The sequence below is a fragment of the Paracoccus sp. AK26 genome (genome assembly GCF_011801365.1).
In the GTDB taxonomy this organism is placed as follows: domain Bacteria; phylum Pseudomonadota; class Alphaproteobacteria; order Rhodobacterales; family Rhodobacteraceae; genus Paracoccus; species Paracoccus aerius.
The window spans coordinates 187,783-206,182 of record NZ_CP041045.1; the positions used below are offsets into that span (position 1 = coordinate 187,783).

The window sequence follows — 18,400 nt, forward strand, 5'->3', positions numbered from 1 at the left end:
CAAGGGGTCAACAGGTCCGGCGGAAAAGCGTTCCGCCCCAGGCCGCCGCCGGGGCATCACAAGTCAGGCAATTGCCGGGTTCACGTTCGACAGGAAATGATAAAGCGCCTCGGTATCCAAAGGTTTGGGCATCGGGAACAGGCCCATCCGCGCACAGCGTTCCCGCAGCACCGGCGAACGGTCGGCCGAGATGATGCGCGCCGGTCGCCAGCCGAAGCGCCGGCGCAGCATTGCGACCAGATCCAGCCCGTCCACGTCGTCGTTCAACTGATAGTCGATCAGCATCGCGTCGGGCACGAAGTCCATCTCGTCGATCAGGGCGATGGCATCCTCGGGGCCTTCCGCGTCAAGCACGGTGATCCCCCAGCCTTCCAGCAGCGCGACCATCGCCCGGCGCAGTTCGTGGTCGTTGTCCACCAGCAGCACCAGAAGCCCCGCCCCGGCCAGCGACGACAGGTGCCGGGGATCGCCGTTGTCCCGGCTGTTGCGGGCCCCCGCGGCGGCCAGGGGCACGGTCACGCGAAAGACGCTGCCGCGACCCGGCCGTGACAGCAGGTCCAGGCCGTGGTCCAGCCGGGCGCAGGCACGCTCGACGATGGCAAGGCCCAGGCCCATCCCCTCGCTGGCCGAGGCGCGGCGATGCAGGCGGCGAAACTCCTGGAAGATCACTGCGCGATCCTCGTCCCGGATGCCGGGACCGCTGTCCCAAACCTCGATCTGCACCTTGTCGCCGCGCCGCCGCGCGCCCACGAAGACGCCGCCCCGGTCGGTATAGCGGATCGCATTCGAGATGAGGTTCTGCACGATCCGCTGGAGATACAGCCCGTCGCTGATGACATGGGCTTCCGAAGGCCGCACCCGGAAGCGCAGTCCCTTGGCTGCCGCTGCCGGCGCAAAGCTGGACGAAAGCGAGGACAGGATGTCGTTCAGCGCCAGATCGCCCTGTGCAAGCTGCTCCTCCTCGGTTTCAAGGCGCGAGATGTCCAGAAGCGCCTCGATGATGCGTTCGACATTGGTCAGCGCCTCGCCGGCCTTCTGGACATTGCTGTTGGTCCCAGCGGTATCTGCGGCCGACAGGTAAAGCTTGGCGGCCGACAACGGTTGCAGCAGGTCGTGGCTGGCCGCGGCGACAAAGCGCGACTTCGACGCATTGGATCGTTCCGCCTGCGCAAGCGCATCGCGTAATTCGTCGGTCCGCGCAGTGACCCGGGCTTCCAGTTCCTCGTTCGCGCGGGCCAGGCGGCGCAGCGCATCGCGTTCGGCGGTGACATCGGTCAGGGACAGCACGAAACCGTCGTCCGGCAGGCGCTGCGCAAAGCCGTCCAGCGTCAGCCCGCCCCCCTGCTGGACCAGTTCGAAGGACAGCGCCCCACGCCCATCCTGCCCCTGCCCATCCTGCCCCTGCATCCAGTCGGCGATGCGCGCCGTGTCGCCAGGACCCGCCGGGCGGAACAGTTGCAGCATCTGTTCCGTCACCCGCTGAAAGCGCGTCCCCAGCGTGAAGGTCTGCGGCGGCAGGCCCGTCAGCACACGGAAGCGCCGGTTCCAGCCTGCCAGCAGGCCCTGCGCGTCGAAGATCGCCACGCCCTGCGCCAGATGGTCCAGGGTCGCGCGGATGATGCGCCCCTGATTGTCCAGCAGCCTTTCGCGCTGCTCGCGTTCCGCCCGCATCAGTTCGGTCACGTCGGTCTGCACGATGGCCGTGCCCGAGTTCGCCGTCCGATGTTCCGAGATCTGAAGCCAGCGGTCATCGATCAGGGCCAGGTTGAAGATCACATGGTCGCGCCGGTGCCGCTGCATCCGGGTGGCCGCCCAGTCATCGGGCGTCTGGCCCGCGGGCAGGTGCAGCTTGGCCGATCGGCTGACGATCCGGACATAGTCGGCAAAGCGCATTCCCGGCCGCAACTGGGCGCGCACCTCGGGCATTTGCCAGCAGAAGCGGCCGTTGAACAGCAGCAGCAGGTCATCGGCGCCGAACAGGGCGAAGCCTTCCTGCACGGCCTCGATGGCGCTTGCAAGGTCGCGGCGGGCGCCCTCGATCTGGCTGTTGGCGGCCGACAGTTTGGCGTTGGATTCGTTCAGCAGCCGCAGCGCGCGTTCCAGTTCCTCGGTCCTGCGGCGGACCTGATCCTCCAGCACCACGGCGCGTTCGAACTGGGAATAGGCGGCGCCGTCGCGGTCGGTCTGGGTTTCCACGCGCCGCATCAGGACGGCGCTGATCTTCTTCAGCCGGGCGATCTGGATGTCCGGCGGCTCGGCCGGATCGACGAGGTTGTCCATCAGTCTTCCTCGGGCGAATAGATCGCGACGCCGGTCATGGTCAGGTTCACGTGCATCGCGCCGAACTGTTCGCCATAGGTGGAAAAGCCGGTGACGTTGTGGCGGGCCAGAACCTGGGACACGTTGCGGATCTGCTGCTTCTGCTGCGCCTCGATCCGGCGCAGGATGCAGTCGCAGGCCAAAATGCTGTCCACGCGGCCCCCGTCCCCCAAGCCCGCCAGGTTGGCGTCCAGCGACCGGGCCATGTCGCGCGATGTCGCCAAGGTCAGCACCACGCCCTCGTCGATGGCGCTGAAGAAGATCAGGTCGGTGCCGTTCTCGACCCGCTGGATCGAGCGCACGTGATAGCGCCCGCCCACCTTCACCACCAGGGGATGCGCCGCGAAGGTGAAGGGGTCCAACTGACCCGCGGGCTTGCCCAGCAGGCGGGCGTATTCGGCGGCGGCGGGGACCGCGTTGATCTCGTGCACCTTGCGGCGGGCCGGATCGGCCCCGGTCACGACCATCTGCCCCGGCCCCGCATCCAGGTGGTCGAAGCTGAAGACCTTGACCGGGCAGCGGGTCCGCAGGAAGGTCAGGAAGGCCGCGTTGGTGCGCACGGCTCCACCCTGTGCCAGATAGCTTTGGCCAAAGCGCGCCCCGTCGCCCGCCGATCCACCAAACAGCGGCACCGGCCCCAGCCCGTGGCCCACCACTGCCATCAACGCATCCTCTCGCAAGGTGCTGCCATCGACCATCAGATAGGCGAATTCATGGGCGAAGCCGGGCCGGCCGGCCGCAAGCGCCTGCCGGGCGCGGATCATCCGGTCGATCAGCGCGCCGGGTTCGATCCGGTCCAGATCCGGGATGGCGATGGTTTCCGCCGCGAAATCGGATGCGGGAAAGCCTACCGCGACGATCCGGTCTTCGACATAGCCGCCCGCGATCTCTCCGGCGGTGGTGCATCCCAGGACCGGGGTGGTGCCGAAGGCGCGGGCGGCGGCGGCCATCGTGGCGGCGAAATTCGCGCTTGGCGACACGAACAGCAGGGCAAGCGCGATGCCCGGCCCCAGATCCGCCGCCAGGCGCGCCGCCGCGCCCGGATCCCCGGCAGGCGCCTGCGCCCGGCGAAGGATGCCGTGCCTGCCTATGCCTGACCCCGCCCGCGGCGGGGCGGCGGTCGGATCTCCTCCTCCGTCCATAAGCCTGCCTGTCCGCGCCTCTCCCTGGGGGAAAGGATGTCACCGCGCGCCAAGGCTGTCAAACCGCGCGGCCTGGGCTGCCAGCACTGCCTGGGTGCGGGTCTGCACGCCCAGCTTGCGCATGATGACGGTGACATGGGCCTTAACGGTCGATTCCGCGATGTCGAGGTCATGGGCGATCTGCTTGTTCAGCTTGCCTTCCGATATCAGCGACAGGATGCGCGACTGCTGCGTGGTCAGGCTTTCCAGCCGGTCCCGGGTCTGCGCCAGGGGCCTCGGGCCGTCCGGGGCCACGAAGCCCTCGGGCAGGTAGATCTCTCCGCGCGCGATGCGGGCCAAGGCATCCTGGAACACCTGCCTTTGACTGTGCTTGGGCACATAGCCCGAGGCGCCGAAGTCGATGGCCGCGTTCACGATGGCAGGGCTGGTCAGCGATGACACGATCAGCAGGACCGCGTCGGGGGCCGCCTTGCGCACCTTCAGAAGGCCGTCCAGCCCGTCCGCATCGGGCAGGTTCAGATCCAGGAACACCGCGTCGGGCTGCGGACCGATGGCCAGTTGGCGCAGGCAGTCGCCGATGGAGCTGGTGGTCCGCACGCTGCTGATTCCTCCGACGATCTGCAAGGTGATCGACAAGGCGTCGCAGAACAGCGGGTGATCCTCGACGATCAGGACCGAGGCGATGGTGCGGGTCGGGTTCTGGGTCATGGCGGATGCCCTTTGCATTTCGGTCAGTCTAGGGCATCGGGGCCAACCCCGTCCATCGTGCAAAGCGGGCGTCCCAGCGGCAGCGGATCGACGGGAACCAGGTCGCGCCCCTGATTGGCCCAGTCATCCACCCCGCCCGGATACCAGCCGATCTCGCGATGGCCTAGACCCGCCAGGTGCTGCACCGCATTCCAGCTCATCCAGCAGTCGGTCTTGCAGAACAGGACCACAGGCCGCGCCCGGTCGCAATCCGCAAGCGAGGCGCGCAGCCCCGCCTCGATCCACGGGTCCAGGCGGCCGCGCCCGATCTCGGGCAGCCAATGGGCGCCGGGGATGGTCCGGTGCGGTTCGGCGATGATCCATGCGCCTTCGGGGGTCAGGGCATGGCCCGGCGCGGCCATTGCGTCGATCAGCAGCGCGCCCCCTGCCGCCATTGCCGCGACCTCATCGGCGCCGACCACCCGCCCGCCGGGCACGCTGTCCGGGACCGGCGCGCGATAGGCAGCGACGCGCAGCCCGGTCGCCGGGTCGAAGACCGCTTCGGCCCCGGCGGTCTGCGGCATCAGCGCGATCAGCGCGGCGGGGATCAGGCGCAGCATGTTCATCGCGCCAGCTTCCCACGGCCGACGCCGCGCCACCAATTCGACCTTTGGCCTAAGACCGCACCCCCCGCCGGGACCATTGGAGAATTGTGGGATCCGCCTGCCTGGCTTGATCCTGCCTGAAAGTAATCGAGGGGGCTTCGAATGCGCAAGGCAACGATCTGGGCCGGTTTCGGCATTATCCTGGGGGCGGCGGCCGCACTGGGCCATGGCGATACCGCGCCACAGGCGGTGGACACGGCTGGCCTGCCCGACCTGCCCGCCGAGATGGCAACCGAAAACCCTTGGCGCCAAGCCGCGCCCGAAGTGCTGTTCAAGGCGGTCGAGGTCGGCGCCAAGGGCTATAACAGCAACTGCGCGCGGTGCCACGGACTCGAGGCGATCTCGGGCGGGCTGGCCCCCGACCTGCGCTATCTCGAGGCGAACGAGTTCGGGGACGAGTGGTTCCTGGACCGCATCCTGCACGGCTATGAACAGAACGGGGCGGTCAAGATGCCGCCCTTCGAGGGTATCCTGAACCAGCAGGCGATCTGGGCGATCCGCACCTATGTCGAGACCCGCGCCGACGACGTGGAAATCGCCGACCAGCAGGGCAAGCTGACCGAGCTGCGCGACAAGCTGGCCTCGGTCGCCGATGACGAGGCCGCAGCCACCGCCCTTGCGACCGAACTTGCCGCAGCGGGCGAAGGCTTCGAGCCCTTGTCGGGCGCGCCCCGCGCGATCACCCCCTTTGACGAGGCTGCTTGGCAATTGTCGACGCAGCCCCCTCATGTGAAGGCTGCGATCGAAACCTTGTCCGCCGCCGTGCGGGACTGACGGGGACGCGGGGCCGTGGCGGCGATCCTGTCCCACCTGCTGCCGGGCGGCGAGGCCGGGCTTGCCGCCTTTGGCGGCGGGCTGACCCGGCCGGACCGGCTGGACAGCGGCATGTGGGACCTGCACAGCGCCGATCTGCTGGGCGTTCCCGGTGTCTGGCGCACGGATCCTGGCCTGCGCCTTCTGGCCCCCGGCAATGCCGAGGATGCGCGCCATGTCCCTGCCCTGGCCGATGCGACCGGGCTGGATCGCGTCGAACGGATGGTCGTCACGATCGACTACAGCCCCTTTCCGCTGGCCCTCGTGTTCCATCCGGGCCGCGCCCTGCCGCTGCTTGGCTTTGGCGTGAAATACGAGATTGCCGGGCCGATCCGGGCTTCGGCTCTGAGCGGGGGCGAATGGATCATGGGCGGCGCCTTCATCGACGCGATGGGCGGCGGCTGTTCGGCGCCCGCCGTGACCCATGCCCGCCCCGACTGGCAGGACGGCTTTGGCGAGATGCGCGCCAGGCTGTGGCCGGAAACGGGGCGGCTGCGCGTGGGCATCCGGCACCCGATGGACACGGGCCTTGCCGACGGCGTCCCCGCCCATCACCTGACCGACCTGACCCTGACAGATGCAGCGGGGGCTGAGATCGCGCGGCTGGAGATCCACGAACCGCTGGAGGAAAACCCGGTCCTGACCTTCCTGCTGCCCCCGGATCTGGCGCGCGGTCCCGTGGGCATCACCGCGCGCGATACCAGCGGCTTCCGCTTCTCGGGACGGGTCGCGGCATGAGGGTCACCCGCCGCCAGGCCTTGCTGGGTGCCGCCGCCGCGCTGCTGCCGGTTCCCGCGCGGGCCGCGCCGGAATACCGGCTGGAGCCCCGGCAGGTCGCGGATGGCGTCTGGCTGATCGAAGGCGCGCAGGACAGCATCGCCCCTGCCAACGGCGGGGCGATCTGCAACGTGGCGATGCTCAAGACGCCCGAGGGCGCGGTCGTGGTGGATACCGGCGGCACGCTGCGCCACGGTGCCGCGCTGCGCGCCTTTGCCGATGGGCGCCTTGGCGGGGTCGCGGCTTCGCTGAACACCCATCACCACCCGGACCACTGGTTCGGCAACGGGGCCTTCGCCGACCGCCCCATCCAGGCCTTGCCTGGCACCATCGCCGCGCAAAAGGCCGGCGCGCAGGGGCTGTCGGACGGGCTGTACCGGATCCTCGGGTCGTGGATGCAGGGCACGGCGCCGCTGCCCGCCACGGCAGCCGTCGAAGGGGGCGACATGACCATCGGCGGGCGCGGCCTGACCGTGATGGCGCTGTCGGGCCATACCGGGGCCGACCTGGCGCTGATCGACCAGCGGACCGGCACCCTGATCGCGGGCGACCTGCTGTTCCTGGACCGCGCGCCCAGTTTTCCCGATGCCGACCTTGCGGCTTGGCGGGCTGCCCTGGCCATCTTGGGCGGGCTGCCCGTCAGCGGCACCATTCCCGGCCACGGTCCCTTCCACCGCGACAGCCGTGCGGTCGTGCAGACCCTGGCCTATCTCGACGCCTTCGCCGCCCGCATGGACGCAGCGGCAAGCCTGGGCCTGACACCGGCCGAAGCGCTTGCCGCCGGTCCGATGCCCGCCTTTGCCCATCTGGGCGCCAATCCCGCCGAATACCGCCGCGCCACCGTCCAGCAATGGCGCGCGCACGAGATCAGCGCCCTGCCCGTCATCGGCGGCAGCGTCTGACAGACGACCAGAAACGAAGTTTGCCATCAAGGAGGAGAGTATGCGCAAAGCTTTCACCATCCCGTCCGTCAGCGCCCTCGCGCTGCTGGTCGCGGGGGGCCTGTCGGCCGCCATCGCCAAGGATGTCACCTGGGAGGACATCCTGAACGACCACGAGACGACGAACGATGTCCTGATGTATGGCCTGGGCAACAATGCCCAGCGGTATTCGTCGCTGAACCAGATCAACGCCGAAACGGTCAAGCACCTGCGCCCGGCCTGGGCCTTTTCCTTTGGCGACGAAAAGCAGCGCGGCCAGGAAACCCAGGCCATCGTCCATGACGGCACGATCTACATCACCGGCAGCTATTCCCGGATGTGGGCGCTTGACGCCAAGACCGGCGAGCGAAAATGGAAGTTCGAGGCTCGCCTGCCCGACGACATCCGCCCCTGCTGCGACGTCGTGAACCGGGGCGCCGCGATCTATGGCGACAAGGTCTATTTCGGCGCCCTGGACGCCAGCATCTATGCGCTGAACAAGGAAACCGGCAAGGTCGAGTGGCGCGAGAAGTTCGGCGACCACAAGGTCGGCTACACGATGACTGGTGCGCCAACCGTCATCAAGGACAAGGAAACCGGCCGGATGATGCTGATCCACGGATCGTCCGGCGACGAGTTCGGCGTGGTGGGCCAGCTTTACGCCCGGGACGTGGATACGGGCGAGGAAATCTGGATGCTGCCCTTCGTCGAAGGCCACATGGGCCGCTTCGAGGGCAAGGACAGCCGCACCACCGGCGACGCCTCGGCGCCAAGCTGGCCCAACCAGGAGAACGGCGAGAAGGTCGAGGCCTGGAACCACGGCGGCGGCGCGCCCTGGCAGTCGGCGGCCTTTGACGTGGCAAGCAACACCATCGTCGTGGGCGCAGGCAACCCAGCCCCATGGAACACCTGGGCAAGGACGCCAGGCGACAGCCTCTACACTTCGGGGCAGGCTTACGTGAACCCCACCACGGGCGAACTGGTGGGCTTCTACCAGCACACCCCGAACGACGCCTGGGACTTTTCCGGCAACAACGAGATCATCCTGTTCGACTATACCGACAAGGACGGCAACACCCATCGCGCGGGCGCCCATGCCGACCGCAACGGCTTCTTCTACGTGACCGACGTGGATGCCCTGTCCCAGCGTGGCGGAGAGATCAACCGCCCCACCGCGCTGCTGAACGCCTTCCCCTTTGTCGACGAAATCACCTGGGCCAAGGGGATCGACCTGGAAACCGGCCGCCCGATCGAGGTCGAGGGCCAGCGACCCCCTCTGCCCGAGGAAGGCGAGACGAAGGGCGCCACCATCCAGGTCACCCCGCCGTTCCTGGGCGGCAAGAACTGGAACCCGATGGCCTATTCACAGGACACCGGCCTGTTCTATGTCCCCGCCAACAACTGGACCGAGGACTACTGGACAGAAAACGTGACCTACCAGGCGGGCGCGGCCTATCTAGGGCAGGGCTTCCGCATCAAGCGCCTGTATGACGACCACATCGGCACCCTGCGCGCCTTCAACCCCGCCACCGGGGAAAAGGTCTGGGAACACAAGGAAGAGTTTCCCCTTTGGGCAGGCACGCTGGCGACCGCGGGCAACCTGGTCTTCACCGGCACCTCGGACGGTTACGTCAAGGCCTTCAACGCCCAGTCCGGCGAGGAGTTGTGGAAGTTCCAGACCGGCTCGGGGATCGTCAGCAGCCCGATCACCTGGGAAATGGACGGCAAGCAATACCTGGGCATCGCCTCGGGCTATGGCGGCGCGGTGCCGCTGTGGGGCGGCGACATGGCGCAACTGACCACGCAGGTCAGCCAGGGCGGGTCCTTCTGGGTCTTCGAGATCCCGTCGGAACTGCTGGCCTCGGCCAACTGACAACGGCGGCGGGGGCATCGCGCCCCCGCGCTTTTTCAAGGGGGAACCATGTATCGCCATTCCATTGCCCTGGCCCTGCTGCTGGCCGCGCCGTCCGCCCATGGGGCCATGGCCGACCCAATGCCGGTCACGCCCGGCACCGGTTACCGCATCATCACCGATACCGACGACCTGCCCGAGGGTCCGCAGACCATCGACGGTTGCAGGCTGGAACCCGGCGCGTCCTGCCCCGGCGTCGATCTGAGCCACCAGGATCTGTCGGGCATGAACCTGAACGGCACGGACCTGTCAGGCGCCCGGCTGGTGCGCGCGAACCTGCACGGCGCGCTTCTGAAAGGTGCCACCCTGACCGGCGCGGATCTGCGCGGGGCGGATCTGTCCGAAAGCTATCTGCAAGGCGCGACCGTGCGCGACGCCGACCTGACCGGGGCAAATCTGGATTATTCCCGCATGGCCGGGATCGACTTCAGCGGATCGAACCTGACCGCCGTGTCGATGGAGGCCGTCTGGGCCAACAAGGCCCGCCTGGTCGGCACGACCCTTGTCGCCGCCAACCTGTCCGAGGCCAAGTTCTACAATGCCGACCTGGCCAACGCCACTCTGGGCGACAACACCAACCGCTTCACCATCTGGGAAGGCGTGCATATGGAGAACTGCACCGGGTGCCCCGTCGATTGGTGATCGGGTCGCTGCTGCTGGCGACCTGCCTGGCAGCCGAGGCCGCAGCCGGGGAACTGTCGGACTGCCGTGCCCTATCCGACGACCGGGCGCGGCTTGCCTGTTACGATGCCCTGCCCTTGCCGGGTGGGACGTTCTTTGAGGGCCAGGGCAGCGGCATGGCGGGACCATTCACCGTAACCGGGCCGCAGATGCTGGGGTTCGAAAGCGACGACGCGATCCTGGTCGCCTATCTGCTGGACGACACCACGGGCGCGGTCGTCCAGAACCTCCACCACGGCGGCGCGGGCACGGGGCATTTCCTGATCGAGATGCCGGGCACCTATCGCTTGCAGGTCAACGCCTCGGGTGGCTGGCGGATCGAGCTGTCCGGTCCCTGAGGCTTTTTTCCCTTAGGCAAAGACGTCCGGGGCGCGATCCGCCTCGCCCGCCGCGATCAGGGCCGCCAGCAGCACCCGCGCCTGCCCCGGCCGCAGAACGGTAGACAGGACCGCCCCGGCGCGCACCAGGTCATGCCCGCCCCCGCCGCCGCCATAGCTGGCGGCAAGGCGCCCCATCGGAACCCGGCTCGAGATGACGACCGGCACCCCCGCCCCGTGGGCGCGCGCCACTCCGCTGGTGATCGCGGCCGAGGCGTTGCCCGACCCCAACGCCGCCAGCACGATCCCTTGCGCCCCTGCCGCAAGGCTCGCGTCCAGATGCGTCGCCTCGGCACCCGGATGGATCGCCACCACATCGACGCGCACATTGCCGACCGGCGCGGTCAGGATCAACGCGGGCGGCGGCGCATCGACGGCCAGGCGAAAGGCATCGGCGCTGTCGGTCGCGTGCTTGACCAGCCCCCAGGCGGGCAGCAACCGGCCGCCGAAGGCCAGCCGCACGCCCCCGCCTTGAAGAACCGCGCGGATCGCGGCCGTCATGTTGGCGGGACCATCGGCCTGCGGGTGATCGTCCGTGAACTGCGCGCCCGTCAGCACCACCGGCGCACCGGGATGCTGGAGCGACAGAAGCAAGGCTGTCTCCTCCATCGCGTCGGTTCCGTGCAAAACCACGACACCTGCCGCGCCCGCGGCAAGCTCGGCCCCCACGCTGTCGCTGACGGCCTGCATGTCCGCAAGCGTCAGGGTCGAGGAATCCTTGGCGAACAGATCGACGGGCTTCAGCCGGACGGGGGGCAGCGCCCCCAGGCGGGCCAGCAGAGCCTGCCCGCCGAGGTGGGGGCTGCTTGATCCATCCTCGTTCTGCTGGCTGGCGATGGTGCCGCCGGTGGCGATGACGGCAATCAGCGGCGGATCGGTTTCGGGGCGGGCCGTCGGGCCGCTAGCATGGGGCTTGTTCATGGGCGCAGGATCGACGCCGGGCGCGGGCATTGTCAATTGCGGGATCAGGCGGGCCGCAGGTCCGCGCGGCCCGCCATCCGCTGCGAGATGATCGCGCAAACGCCCAGTTGCAGCAGGTGGAAGATCATCAAGGGCAGGATGACCAGCGAGATGTCCTGCCCCGCGAACAGGATCCCCGCCATGGGCAGCCCGGTCGCCAGACTTTTCGTCGATCCGCAATACAGGACCGCCATCAGGTCCGCATGACCCATGCCGGTGCTGCGTGCGGCCAGCAGGGCAGCACCCATCACCGCCGCCAACAGGACCGCGCACAGGCCCACCAAGATCGCCAGCGACCCGGCCGAGATGACCTGCCAGATGCCGTTCACCACCCCTGCCGAAAATGCAGAATAGACGATCAGCAGGATCGACCCCCGGTCCACGACCAGCGTCGCGGTCCGGTGCCGCGCCAGCAGTCCGGCCAGAAGCGGGCGGCACAATTGGCCCAGGGCAAAGGGCAGCAGGATCTGCTGGACGATCTTCCAGATGGCCGACGGCTCGATCCCGTAGCCGGTCCCCTGGGGGATCAGGACCGCGAACAGCAGGGGCGACAGCACCACCCCGATCAGGTTCGAGATCGAGGCCGCGCAGACCGCCCCCGCCACATTGCCATGCGACACCGCCGTGAACGCGATCGAGCTTTGCACGGTCGAGGGCATGCAGCCGATATACAGGAACCCGACGCCTATGGCCGTGGGCAGCCAGATCATCGACAAGGGCTTCAGGCCCAGGGCCAGGATCGGGAACAGTACGAAAGTCAGCGCCAGCACCGTAAGCTGCAGCCGCCAGTTCGCCAGCCCCGCAACGATCGTGGCCGTTGTCAGCTTCGCGCCGTAAAGGAAGAACAGCAGCGCGATCACCCAGTAGGTGAGATGGGACAGCGCCACCGCCGCCCCGCCCCGCGCCGGCAGGACGCTGGCCAGCACCACCGTGAGGATCAGCAGAAGCATGTAGCGGTCGAAGCCGAAACGGGCCAGCACGGCCTCGGCCCTGCGCAGGGACATGGGATATCCTACGGATGATGCGTTCCCGCTGCTTCTACAGTCCCCGCGCCGCCGATCCAAGGGGCGCCTGTTTGACATCGTGCCCCCCTGCCCCTAGGCCAAGGCCTGCGCCCCCAACCGGATCCGACGATGAGCCCGACCGACCTGATCCTGCGTTTGACCGACGGCCTGCCGATCACCGCCGGGTCCTTCATCGTCACCGTCTATGGCGACGTGGTGGTGCCGCGGGGCGAAGTCCTGTGGATCGGCAGCCTGATCGAGATCTGCTCGCGCATCGGGATCAGCGAGAACCTGGTCCGCACGGCGGTGTCCAGGCTGGTCTCGGCCGACAGGCTTCAGGGCACGCGCGTCGGGCGACGCAGCTTCTATCGCCTTGCCCCTGCCGCCCGCGCCGAATTCGCCCAGGCGGCGCGGATGCTTTACGCTAGGCCGCAGCCCTCGGGCGACTGGCTGGTGATGCTGCATCCCGACATGCCCGAAAAGGTGGCCCGCAGCCACCGGATGGCGCGGATAGGGGGCGACCTGTGGATCTGCCCGGCGCGCGGCGACCTGCCCGAAACCGGAGGCCTTGTCCTGCGCGCGGCGCCCGTCGCCGGTGTGGACCAGCTTTCGCGGCTGGCGGCCTTCTGGGATCTCCAAGCGCTTGCGGACGGCTATCGCATTGTCCTTGATCGCTTCGGCCCGCTGGCGGATGGCCCTGCCCTGTCGCCCGAGGACGCGCTGATCGCCCGCCTGCTGCTGGTCCATCTATATCGCGGCGTCCTGCTGCGCGATCCCGGCCTGCCTGCCGAAGCCCTGCCCGCCGGCTGGCCGGGACACGCGGCGCAGGCGCTGTTCAGCGACTTTTATCCCGCCCTGTCCCCCCTGGCCGAAGCGCATATCGCGCAGGTGATGGAAGGCGAGGACGGCCCCCTGCCGGAAAACACCCCCCGGACGCAGGCGCGGCTTCACGCCTTGGCTTGAAACATTACAGCACCATGCACATTTTCCTTTGCGGCGTAATGTCTGGTCTGATATAAGCTGACCAATTGGTCGATGAATTGGGAGAATCATCGGCCTCATCTGGAAATCACTGGGGTCTTTCATGACTGATGCCTTCATCTGCGACGCGATCCGCACGCCGGTCGGCCGGTACGGCGGGGCGCTTGCGACGATCCGGGCCGACGATCTGGCCGCGCTGCCGTTGCAGGCGCTGATGTCGCGGAATCCAGATGTGGACTGGTCTGCCGTGGACGACGTGATCCTGGGCTGCGCCAACCAGGCGGGCGAGGACAACCGCAACGTGGCCCGCATGGCCGTGCTGCTGTCGGGGATGCCCATCGGTGTGCCGGGCACCACGGTCAATCGGCTGTGCGGGTCGGGCATGGACGCGATCGGCATGGCGGCGCGTGCGATCCGTGCGGGCGATTGCGATTTCATGGTCGCGGGCGGCGTCGAAAGCATGACCCGCGCGCCCTTCGTGATGCCCAAGGCCGAAACAGCCTTTGCGCGCGCCAACGCCGTCTACGACACCACCATCGGCTGGCGCTTCCCGAACCCCGCGCTGCGCAAGGCTTATGGCACGGACTCGATGCCGGAAACCGCCGACAACGTGGCAGCTGACTATGGCATCAGCCGCGCCGACCAGGACGCCTTCGCCGCACGCAGCCAAGACCGCTGGGCCGCGGCCCAGGCCGCGGGCATCTTCCGGGACGAGATCGTGCCGGTTCATGTGCCCCAGAAGAAGGGCGACCACGTGACGGTGGATACTGACGAACATCCCCGCCCCGGCACCACGGTCGAGACGTTGGCAAAGCTGAAGGGCGTGAACGGTCCCGACCTGACGGTGACGGCGGGCAACGCATCCGGCGTGAACGACGGCGCGGCAGCCCTTGCGATCCTGTCCGAGGACGCGGCCCGCGCCCAAGGCCTGACGCCCAAGGCGCGCATCTTGGCAATGGCCGCCGCCGGAGTCGCGCCACGCGTCATGGGCATCGGCCCGGTGCCTGCGGCGCGCAGGGTTCTGGCACGTGCGGGCCTGTCGCTGGACCAGATGGATGTGATAGAATTGAACGAAGCCTTTGCCGCGCAGGGATTGGCCGTGCTTCGTGACCTGGGACTTGCCGACGACGATCCGCGCGTGAACCCGAATGGCGGCGCCATCGCCATCGGGCACCCCTTGGGCATGTCCGGCGCCCGGCTTGTCACCACCGCGATGTACCAGTTGATCCGCACCGGCGGGAAATACGCCCTTTGCACCATGTGCGTCGGCGTGGGCCAGGGCATCGCCATCATCATCGAACGCGTCTGAAGGGAGGGACTGCCATGTATGCACAGCTGGTCAAATCCGAAGGGTCGAAATCCCGCGAGGACATGACGCCCGAGGAGATCGCCTTCCAGGACCGCATCGACCGAAACGAGAAGATCGAGCCCAAGGAATGGATGCCCGAGGGCTATCGCAAGACGCTGATCCGCCAGATCGGCCAGCACGCGCATTCGGAAATCGTGGGCCAGCTTCCCGAAGGCAACTGGATCACCCGCGCCCCCACGCTGGAACGCAAGGCCATCCTGCTGGCCAAGGTCCAGGACGAGGCGGGGCATGGGCTTTACCTGTATTGCGCCGCGGAAACTTTGGGCGTGTCGCGCGACGAGCTTCTGGAAAAGCTGCACAGCGGCAACATGAAGTATTCGTCGATCTTCAACTATCCCACCTTGACCTGGGCCGACATGGGCGCGGTCGGCTGGCTGGTCGATGGTGCGGCGATCATGAACCAGGTTCCGCTGCAGCGCACGTCATACGGTCCCTATTCCCGCGCGATGATCCGCATCTGCAAGGAGGAGTCGTTCCACCAGCGGCAGGGTTACGACATCATGATGAAGATGTGCGCAGGCACCCCGGAACAGAAGGCCATGGCGCAGGACGCGCTGAACCGCTTCTGGTATCCGGCGCTGATGATGTTCGGCCCGTCCGACAAGGACTCGGTCCATTCCGCGCAGTCGATGGCGTGGAAGATCAAGATGAACACCAATGACGAACTGCGCCAGAAGTTCGTGGACCAGACGGTGCCGCAGGCCGAATACCTGGGCCTGACCGTTCCCGACCCGGACCTGAAATGGAACGAGGAAAAGGGCGGCTATGACTTCAGCGAGCCGGACTGGTCCGAGTTCTTCGCCGTGATCGCCGGCAACGGGCCCTGCAACGCCGAACGCCTGGGCGCCCGCGTCAAGGCCTGGGAGGACGGCGCCTGGTTCCGTGACGGGCTGATGGCGCACGCCGCCAAGGCCGGCGAACGCGCCCGCACGGCCCGCCACGCCGCAGAATAGGGACGCGCCCCGCGCACCCAGCCACAACCCGCATCTTTGGGAGGAGCCATCATGTCCAGCGAATGGCCGCTTTGGGAAATCTTCATCCGGGGCCAGCACGGCCTGAACCACCGCCATGTCGGCAGCCTGCACGCGCCCGACGCCGAGATGGCGATCCGCAACGCCCGCGACGTTTATACCCGCCGCAACGAGGGCGTTTCGATCTGGGTAGTCAAGTCGAATGACATCACCGCGTCCTCGCCCTCGGAAAAGGGGCCGCTTTATGATCCGTCGAACAGCAAGGTTTATCGCCACCCGACCTTCTTCGACATCCCCGACGAGATAGGGCATATGTGATGCCGTCGCTTCCCGACATGACCACCCCGAACCTGACCGCGCTTGCCGGTCAGGCCCTGGCCGACAGCGGGCATGTGGCGGTGCCGGCCCCCGATGCCGGGCAGGAACAGTTCAGCGAATGGCTGCAGCGGATGGGCGACAATGCGTTGATCCTGGGCCATCGCGTGTCGGAATGGTGCGGCCACGCCCCGGCGCTCGAGGAAGACATCGCGCTTGCCAACCAGGCGCTTGACCTGATCGGCCAGTGTCGATTGTGGCTGGGCCTTGCCGCCGAGGTCGAGGGTAAGGGCCGCGACGCCGACACATTGGCCTATCTGCGCGACGCGGGCGCCTTCCGCAACCTGCTGCTGGTCGAGCTTCCCAACGGCGATTTCGGTGTCACGCTGATGCGTCAGTTCCTGTTCGACGCCTTCCACATCGAACTGCTGCGGGCGCTGAAGACGTCGTCAGACAGCCGTGTGGGCGACATCTCCGCAAAGGCGGAAAAAGAGGTCGCCTATCATCTGGAACGGTCCGCCGACCTGGTGATCCGGCTTGGCGACGGGAGCGAGGAAAGCCGCGCCCGGATGCAGGCCGCGCTGACGAAGCTGTGGTCCTATACGGGCGAGATGTTCGTGGACGACGCCGTTGATGGGGCCATGTCCGACGCGGGCATCGCGCCGCTGCCGTCGTCGCTGAAACCCGCCTGGGACAGGACCGTCGCGGCGGTCCTGGACGAGGCCACGCTGGCTGCGCCAACCGACGCATGGCAGCACGGGGTCAAGACTCCGGGCGGCAAGAAGGGCATCCACACGGAACATCTGGGCTATATCCTGGCCGAGATGCAGTTCCTGCAGCGCGCCTATCCCGGCGCCAGGTGGTGATGCCATGTCCGTCACCACGCTGCCCCATACCGACCAGATCTGGGAATGGCTGTCGCAGGTGCCGGACCCGGAAATCCCCGTCATCAGCCTGACCGACCTGGGCATCATCCGCGACGTGCAATGGCAGGGCGACACCCTGGTGGTCACGGTCACGCCGACTTATTCCGGCTGCCCCGCGACAGGCGTCATCAACCTGGACATCGAGGCCGCCTTGCGCAGCCACGGCATCGAGAAGCTGGAACTGAAGCGCCAGCTTGCCCCCGCCTGGACAACCGACTGGATCACCGCCGAGGGGCGCGAGAAGCTGCGCGCCTATGGCATCGCGCCCCCGGTCGATGGCACGGCGGCGGATGGCGTGCTGGCGGGCCGGGTGTCGCGGCTGATGGGCAACAACCTGACCATCCAGTGCCCGCGCTGCGGATCGACCCATACGCAGAAGGTCAGCCAGTTCGGCTCGACCCCCTGCAAGGCCAGCTATCGCTGCACCGATTGCCTGGAACCCTTCGACTATTTCAAGTGCATCTGACTGCACGTCCCCCCTAGACGCCCAAGGAAAGACACCCCGATGGCACGCTTTCTGCCCCTGAAGGTCACCGATGTGCGCCGCGAAACCCGCGATGCGGTCGTCGTGACCCTGGCCCCCCGCGACGAGGATCGCGCCCTGTTCGATTTCACCCAGGGGCAATACCTGACCTTCCGCCGCAGCTTCGATGGCGAGGAACTGCGCCGCTCCTATTCGATCTGCGCGGGCGTCGATGACGGCTGCCTGCAGGTGGGCATCAAGCGTGTCGATGGGGGGGCCTTCTCCACCTGGGCGAACGAGAACCTGGCGCCGGGCGATATGATCGAGGCGATGCCGCCGATGGGCAAGTTTTCCCTGCCCTTGGACCCGGATGCCGCCCGCCATTACGTCGGTTTCGCCGCCGGATCGGGGATCACTCCGGTGCTGTCCATCGTCAAGACGGTGCTGCGGCGGGAACCGAACTCGCGCTTCACGCTGGTCTATGCCAACCGACAGATCAGCAGCATCATGTTCCGCGAGGAGCTTGAGGATCTGAAGAACCTCTATCTCGGCCGCTTCTCGGTCCTCCATGTGCTGGAAAGCGAGGCGCAGGAGATTGAGTTGTTCACAGGCCGCATCGACGCCGCCAAGATGACGGCGCTGTTCGACCGCTGGATTGACCCGAAATCGGTGGACGCCGCCTTCATCTGCGGGCCGGAACCGATGATGCTGACCGTGGCGCAGTCCCTGCGCGACCACGGGCTGCGCGACGACCAGATCCGGTTCGAACTGTTCGCATCAGGCCAGCCGGGCCGCGCCAAGGCCCGCCCGGTGTCCAAGGCCACCGAAGCGGGCGAGGGAACGCAGGCCACCGTGACGCTGGACGGCGCCACCCGCAGCTTTTCCATGCCGCGCGAAGGCCAGACGATCCTGGACGCCGCCATCGCCAGCAACATGGACGCGCCCTATTCCTGCAAGGCGGGCGTCTGTTCCACCTGCCGCTGCAAGGTGCTGGAGGGCGAGGTCGAGATGGCCGTGAACCACGCGCTTGAAGACTACGAGGTGCGCGCCGGTTACGTGCTGTCCTGCCAGTCCTATCCGCTGACCGACCGCGTCGTCGTGACCTATGACGAATGAGG

The 18,400-nt window shown here is 67.5% G+C and carries 19 protein-coding genes; 13 read left to right on the forward strand and 6 right to left on the reverse strand.

Annotated elements, in window-relative coordinates; genetic code table 11:
• Window positions 1–63: 63 nt before the first annotated feature.
• From FIU66_RS16685 to FIU66_RS16700, 4 genes are read right to left on the reverse strand one after another with little or no spacing between them, the layout of a single operon-like run.
• Window positions 64–2,280, reverse strand: coding sequence for a PAS-domain containing protein (locus FIU66_RS16685; RefSeq protein ID WP_167624018.1), 2,217 nt, complete (start codon window positions 2,278–2,280; stop codon window positions 64–66).
• The gene (locus FIU66_RS16690) at window positions 2,280–3,461 is read right to left on the reverse strand and encodes an FIST N-terminal domain-containing protein (RefSeq protein WP_167624019.1); all 1,182 of its coding nucleotides are present in this window, start codon (window positions 3,459–3,461) and stop codon (window positions 2,280–2,282) included. Before FIU66_RS16690 ends, FIU66_RS16685 begins: the two co-directional genes overlap by 1 nt.
• A gap of 39 nt (window positions 3,462–3,500) precedes the next feature.
• Complete coding sequence (locus FIU66_RS16695; RefSeq protein WP_167624020.1) at window positions 3,501–4,169, reverse strand: response regulator transcription factor; 669 nt, start codon at window positions 4,167–4,169, stop codon at window positions 3,501–3,503.
• A gap of 23 nt (window positions 4,170–4,192) precedes the next feature.
• The gene (locus FIU66_RS16700) at window positions 4,193–4,774 is read right to left on the reverse strand and encodes a rhodanese-like domain-containing protein (protein ID WP_210254104.1); all 582 of its coding nucleotides are present in this window, start codon (window positions 4,772–4,774) and stop codon (window positions 4,193–4,195) included.
• A gap of 141 nt (window positions 4,775–4,915) precedes the next feature.
• On the opposite strand from FIU66_RS16700, the gene pedF reads away from it, so the two are divergent.
• From pedF to FIU66_RS16730, 6 genes are read left to right on the forward strand one after another with little or no spacing between them, the layout of a single operon-like run.
• Window positions 4,916–5,587, forward strand: a complete 672-nt coding sequence (pedF, locus tag FIU66_RS16705) for a cytochrome c-550 PedF (RefSeq protein WP_167624022.1) — start codon at window positions 4,916–4,918, stop codon at window positions 5,585–5,587.
• A 15-nt stretch (window positions 5,588–5,602) separates the two neighbouring features.
• Window positions 5,603–6,364: a quinoprotein dehydrogenase-associated SoxYZ-like carrier gene (locus FIU66_RS16710; RefSeq protein ID WP_167624023.1), complete on the forward strand. Its 762-nt coding sequence runs from the start codon at window positions 5,603–5,605 to the stop codon at window positions 6,362–6,364.
• Entirely contained in the window at window positions 6,361–7,305 is a 945-nt protein-coding gene (locus FIU66_RS16715; protein WP_167624024.1) for a quinoprotein relay system zinc metallohydrolase 1, read from the forward strand. The genes FIU66_RS16710 and FIU66_RS16715 overlap by 4 nt, the downstream gene beginning before the upstream one ends.
• A gap of 40 nt (window positions 7,306–7,345) precedes the next feature.
• Window positions 7,346–9,196 (forward strand): PQQ-dependent methanol/ethanol family dehydrogenase, encoded by a 1,851-nt coding sequence (locus tag FIU66_RS16720; protein WP_167624025.1) that lies wholly within the window; start codon window positions 7,346–7,348, stop codon window positions 9,194–9,196.
• 48 nt (window positions 9,197–9,244) lie between these two features.
• A complete protein-coding gene (locus FIU66_RS16725; protein ID WP_240544836.1) occupies window positions 9,245–9,877 on the forward strand; it encodes a pentapeptide repeat-containing protein in 633 nt (210 codons plus the stop codon).
• Window positions 9,859–10,254, forward strand: coding sequence for a hypothetical protein (locus tag FIU66_RS16730; protein ID WP_167624026.1), 396 nt, complete (start codon window positions 9,859–9,861; stop codon window positions 10,252–10,254). The genes FIU66_RS16725 and FIU66_RS16730 overlap by 19 nt, the downstream gene beginning before the upstream one ends.
• A gap of 12 nt (window positions 10,255–10,266) precedes the next feature.
• Here the strand turns inward: FIU66_RS16730 and FIU66_RS16735 are convergent, their stop codons facing one another.
• Both FIU66_RS16735 and FIU66_RS16740 read right to left on the reverse strand, forming a co-directional pair.
• Window positions 10,267–11,214, reverse strand: coding sequence for an asparaginase domain-containing protein (locus tag FIU66_RS16735; protein ID WP_167624027.1), 948 nt, complete (start codon window positions 11,212–11,214; stop codon window positions 10,267–10,269).
• 44 nt (window positions 11,215–11,258) lie between these two features.
• A complete protein-coding gene (locus tag FIU66_RS16740) occupies window positions 11,259–12,257 on the reverse strand; it encodes a bile acid:sodium symporter family protein (protein ID WP_167624028.1) in 999 nt (332 codons plus the stop codon).
• 129 nt (window positions 12,258–12,386) lie between these two features.
• Between FIU66_RS16740 and FIU66_RS16745 the strand changes: the two genes are divergently transcribed.
• From FIU66_RS16745 to paaE, 7 genes are all read left to right on the forward strand, one after another.
• Window positions 12,387–13,220: a PaaX family transcriptional regulator C-terminal domain-containing protein gene (locus FIU66_RS16745; RefSeq protein ID WP_167624029.1), complete on the forward strand. Its 834-nt coding sequence runs from the start codon at window positions 12,387–12,389 to the stop codon at window positions 13,218–13,220.
• Between the two features lie 121 nt (window positions 13,221–13,341).
• The gene (pcaF, locus tag FIU66_RS16750) at window positions 13,342–14,547 is read left to right on the forward strand and encodes a 3-oxoadipyl-CoA thiolase (protein ID WP_167624030.1); all 1,206 of its coding nucleotides are present in this window, start codon (window positions 13,342–13,344) and stop codon (window positions 14,545–14,547) included.
• A gap of 14 nt (window positions 14,548–14,561) precedes the next feature.
• The gene (gene paaA, locus FIU66_RS16755) at window positions 14,562–15,560 is read left to right on the forward strand and encodes a 1,2-phenylacetyl-CoA epoxidase subunit PaaA (RefSeq protein WP_167624031.1); all 999 of its coding nucleotides are present in this window, start codon (window positions 14,562–14,564) and stop codon (window positions 15,558–15,560) included.
• A 51-nt stretch (window positions 15,561–15,611) separates the two neighbouring features.
• Window positions 15,612–15,896, forward strand: coding sequence for a 1,2-phenylacetyl-CoA epoxidase subunit PaaB (gene paaB / locus FIU66_RS16760; RefSeq protein ID WP_167624032.1), 285 nt, complete (start codon window positions 15,612–15,614; stop codon window positions 15,894–15,896).
• Window positions 15,896–16,759 carry a 1,2-phenylacetyl-CoA epoxidase subunit PaaC gene (gene paaC, locus FIU66_RS16765; protein ID WP_167624033.1) on the forward strand — a complete coding sequence of 288 codons (864 nt, stop codon included), beginning with the start codon at window positions 15,896–15,898 and terminating at the stop codon, window positions 16,757–16,759. The genes paaB and paaC overlap by 1 nt, the downstream gene beginning before the upstream one ends.
• Window positions 16,760–16,763: 4 nt before the next feature.
• Window positions 16,764–17,285 (forward strand): 1,2-phenylacetyl-CoA epoxidase subunit PaaD, encoded by a 522-nt coding sequence (gene paaD / locus FIU66_RS16770; RefSeq protein WP_167624034.1) that lies wholly within the window; start codon window positions 16,764–16,766, stop codon window positions 17,283–17,285.
• A gap of 39 nt (window positions 17,286–17,324) precedes the next feature.
• The gene (gene paaE, locus FIU66_RS16775) at window positions 17,325–18,398 is read left to right on the forward strand and encodes a 1,2-phenylacetyl-CoA epoxidase subunit PaaE (protein WP_167624035.1); all 1,074 of its coding nucleotides are present in this window, start codon (window positions 17,325–17,327) and stop codon (window positions 18,396–18,398) included.
• The last annotated feature ends 2 nt before the right edge of the window (window positions 18,399–18,400 follow it).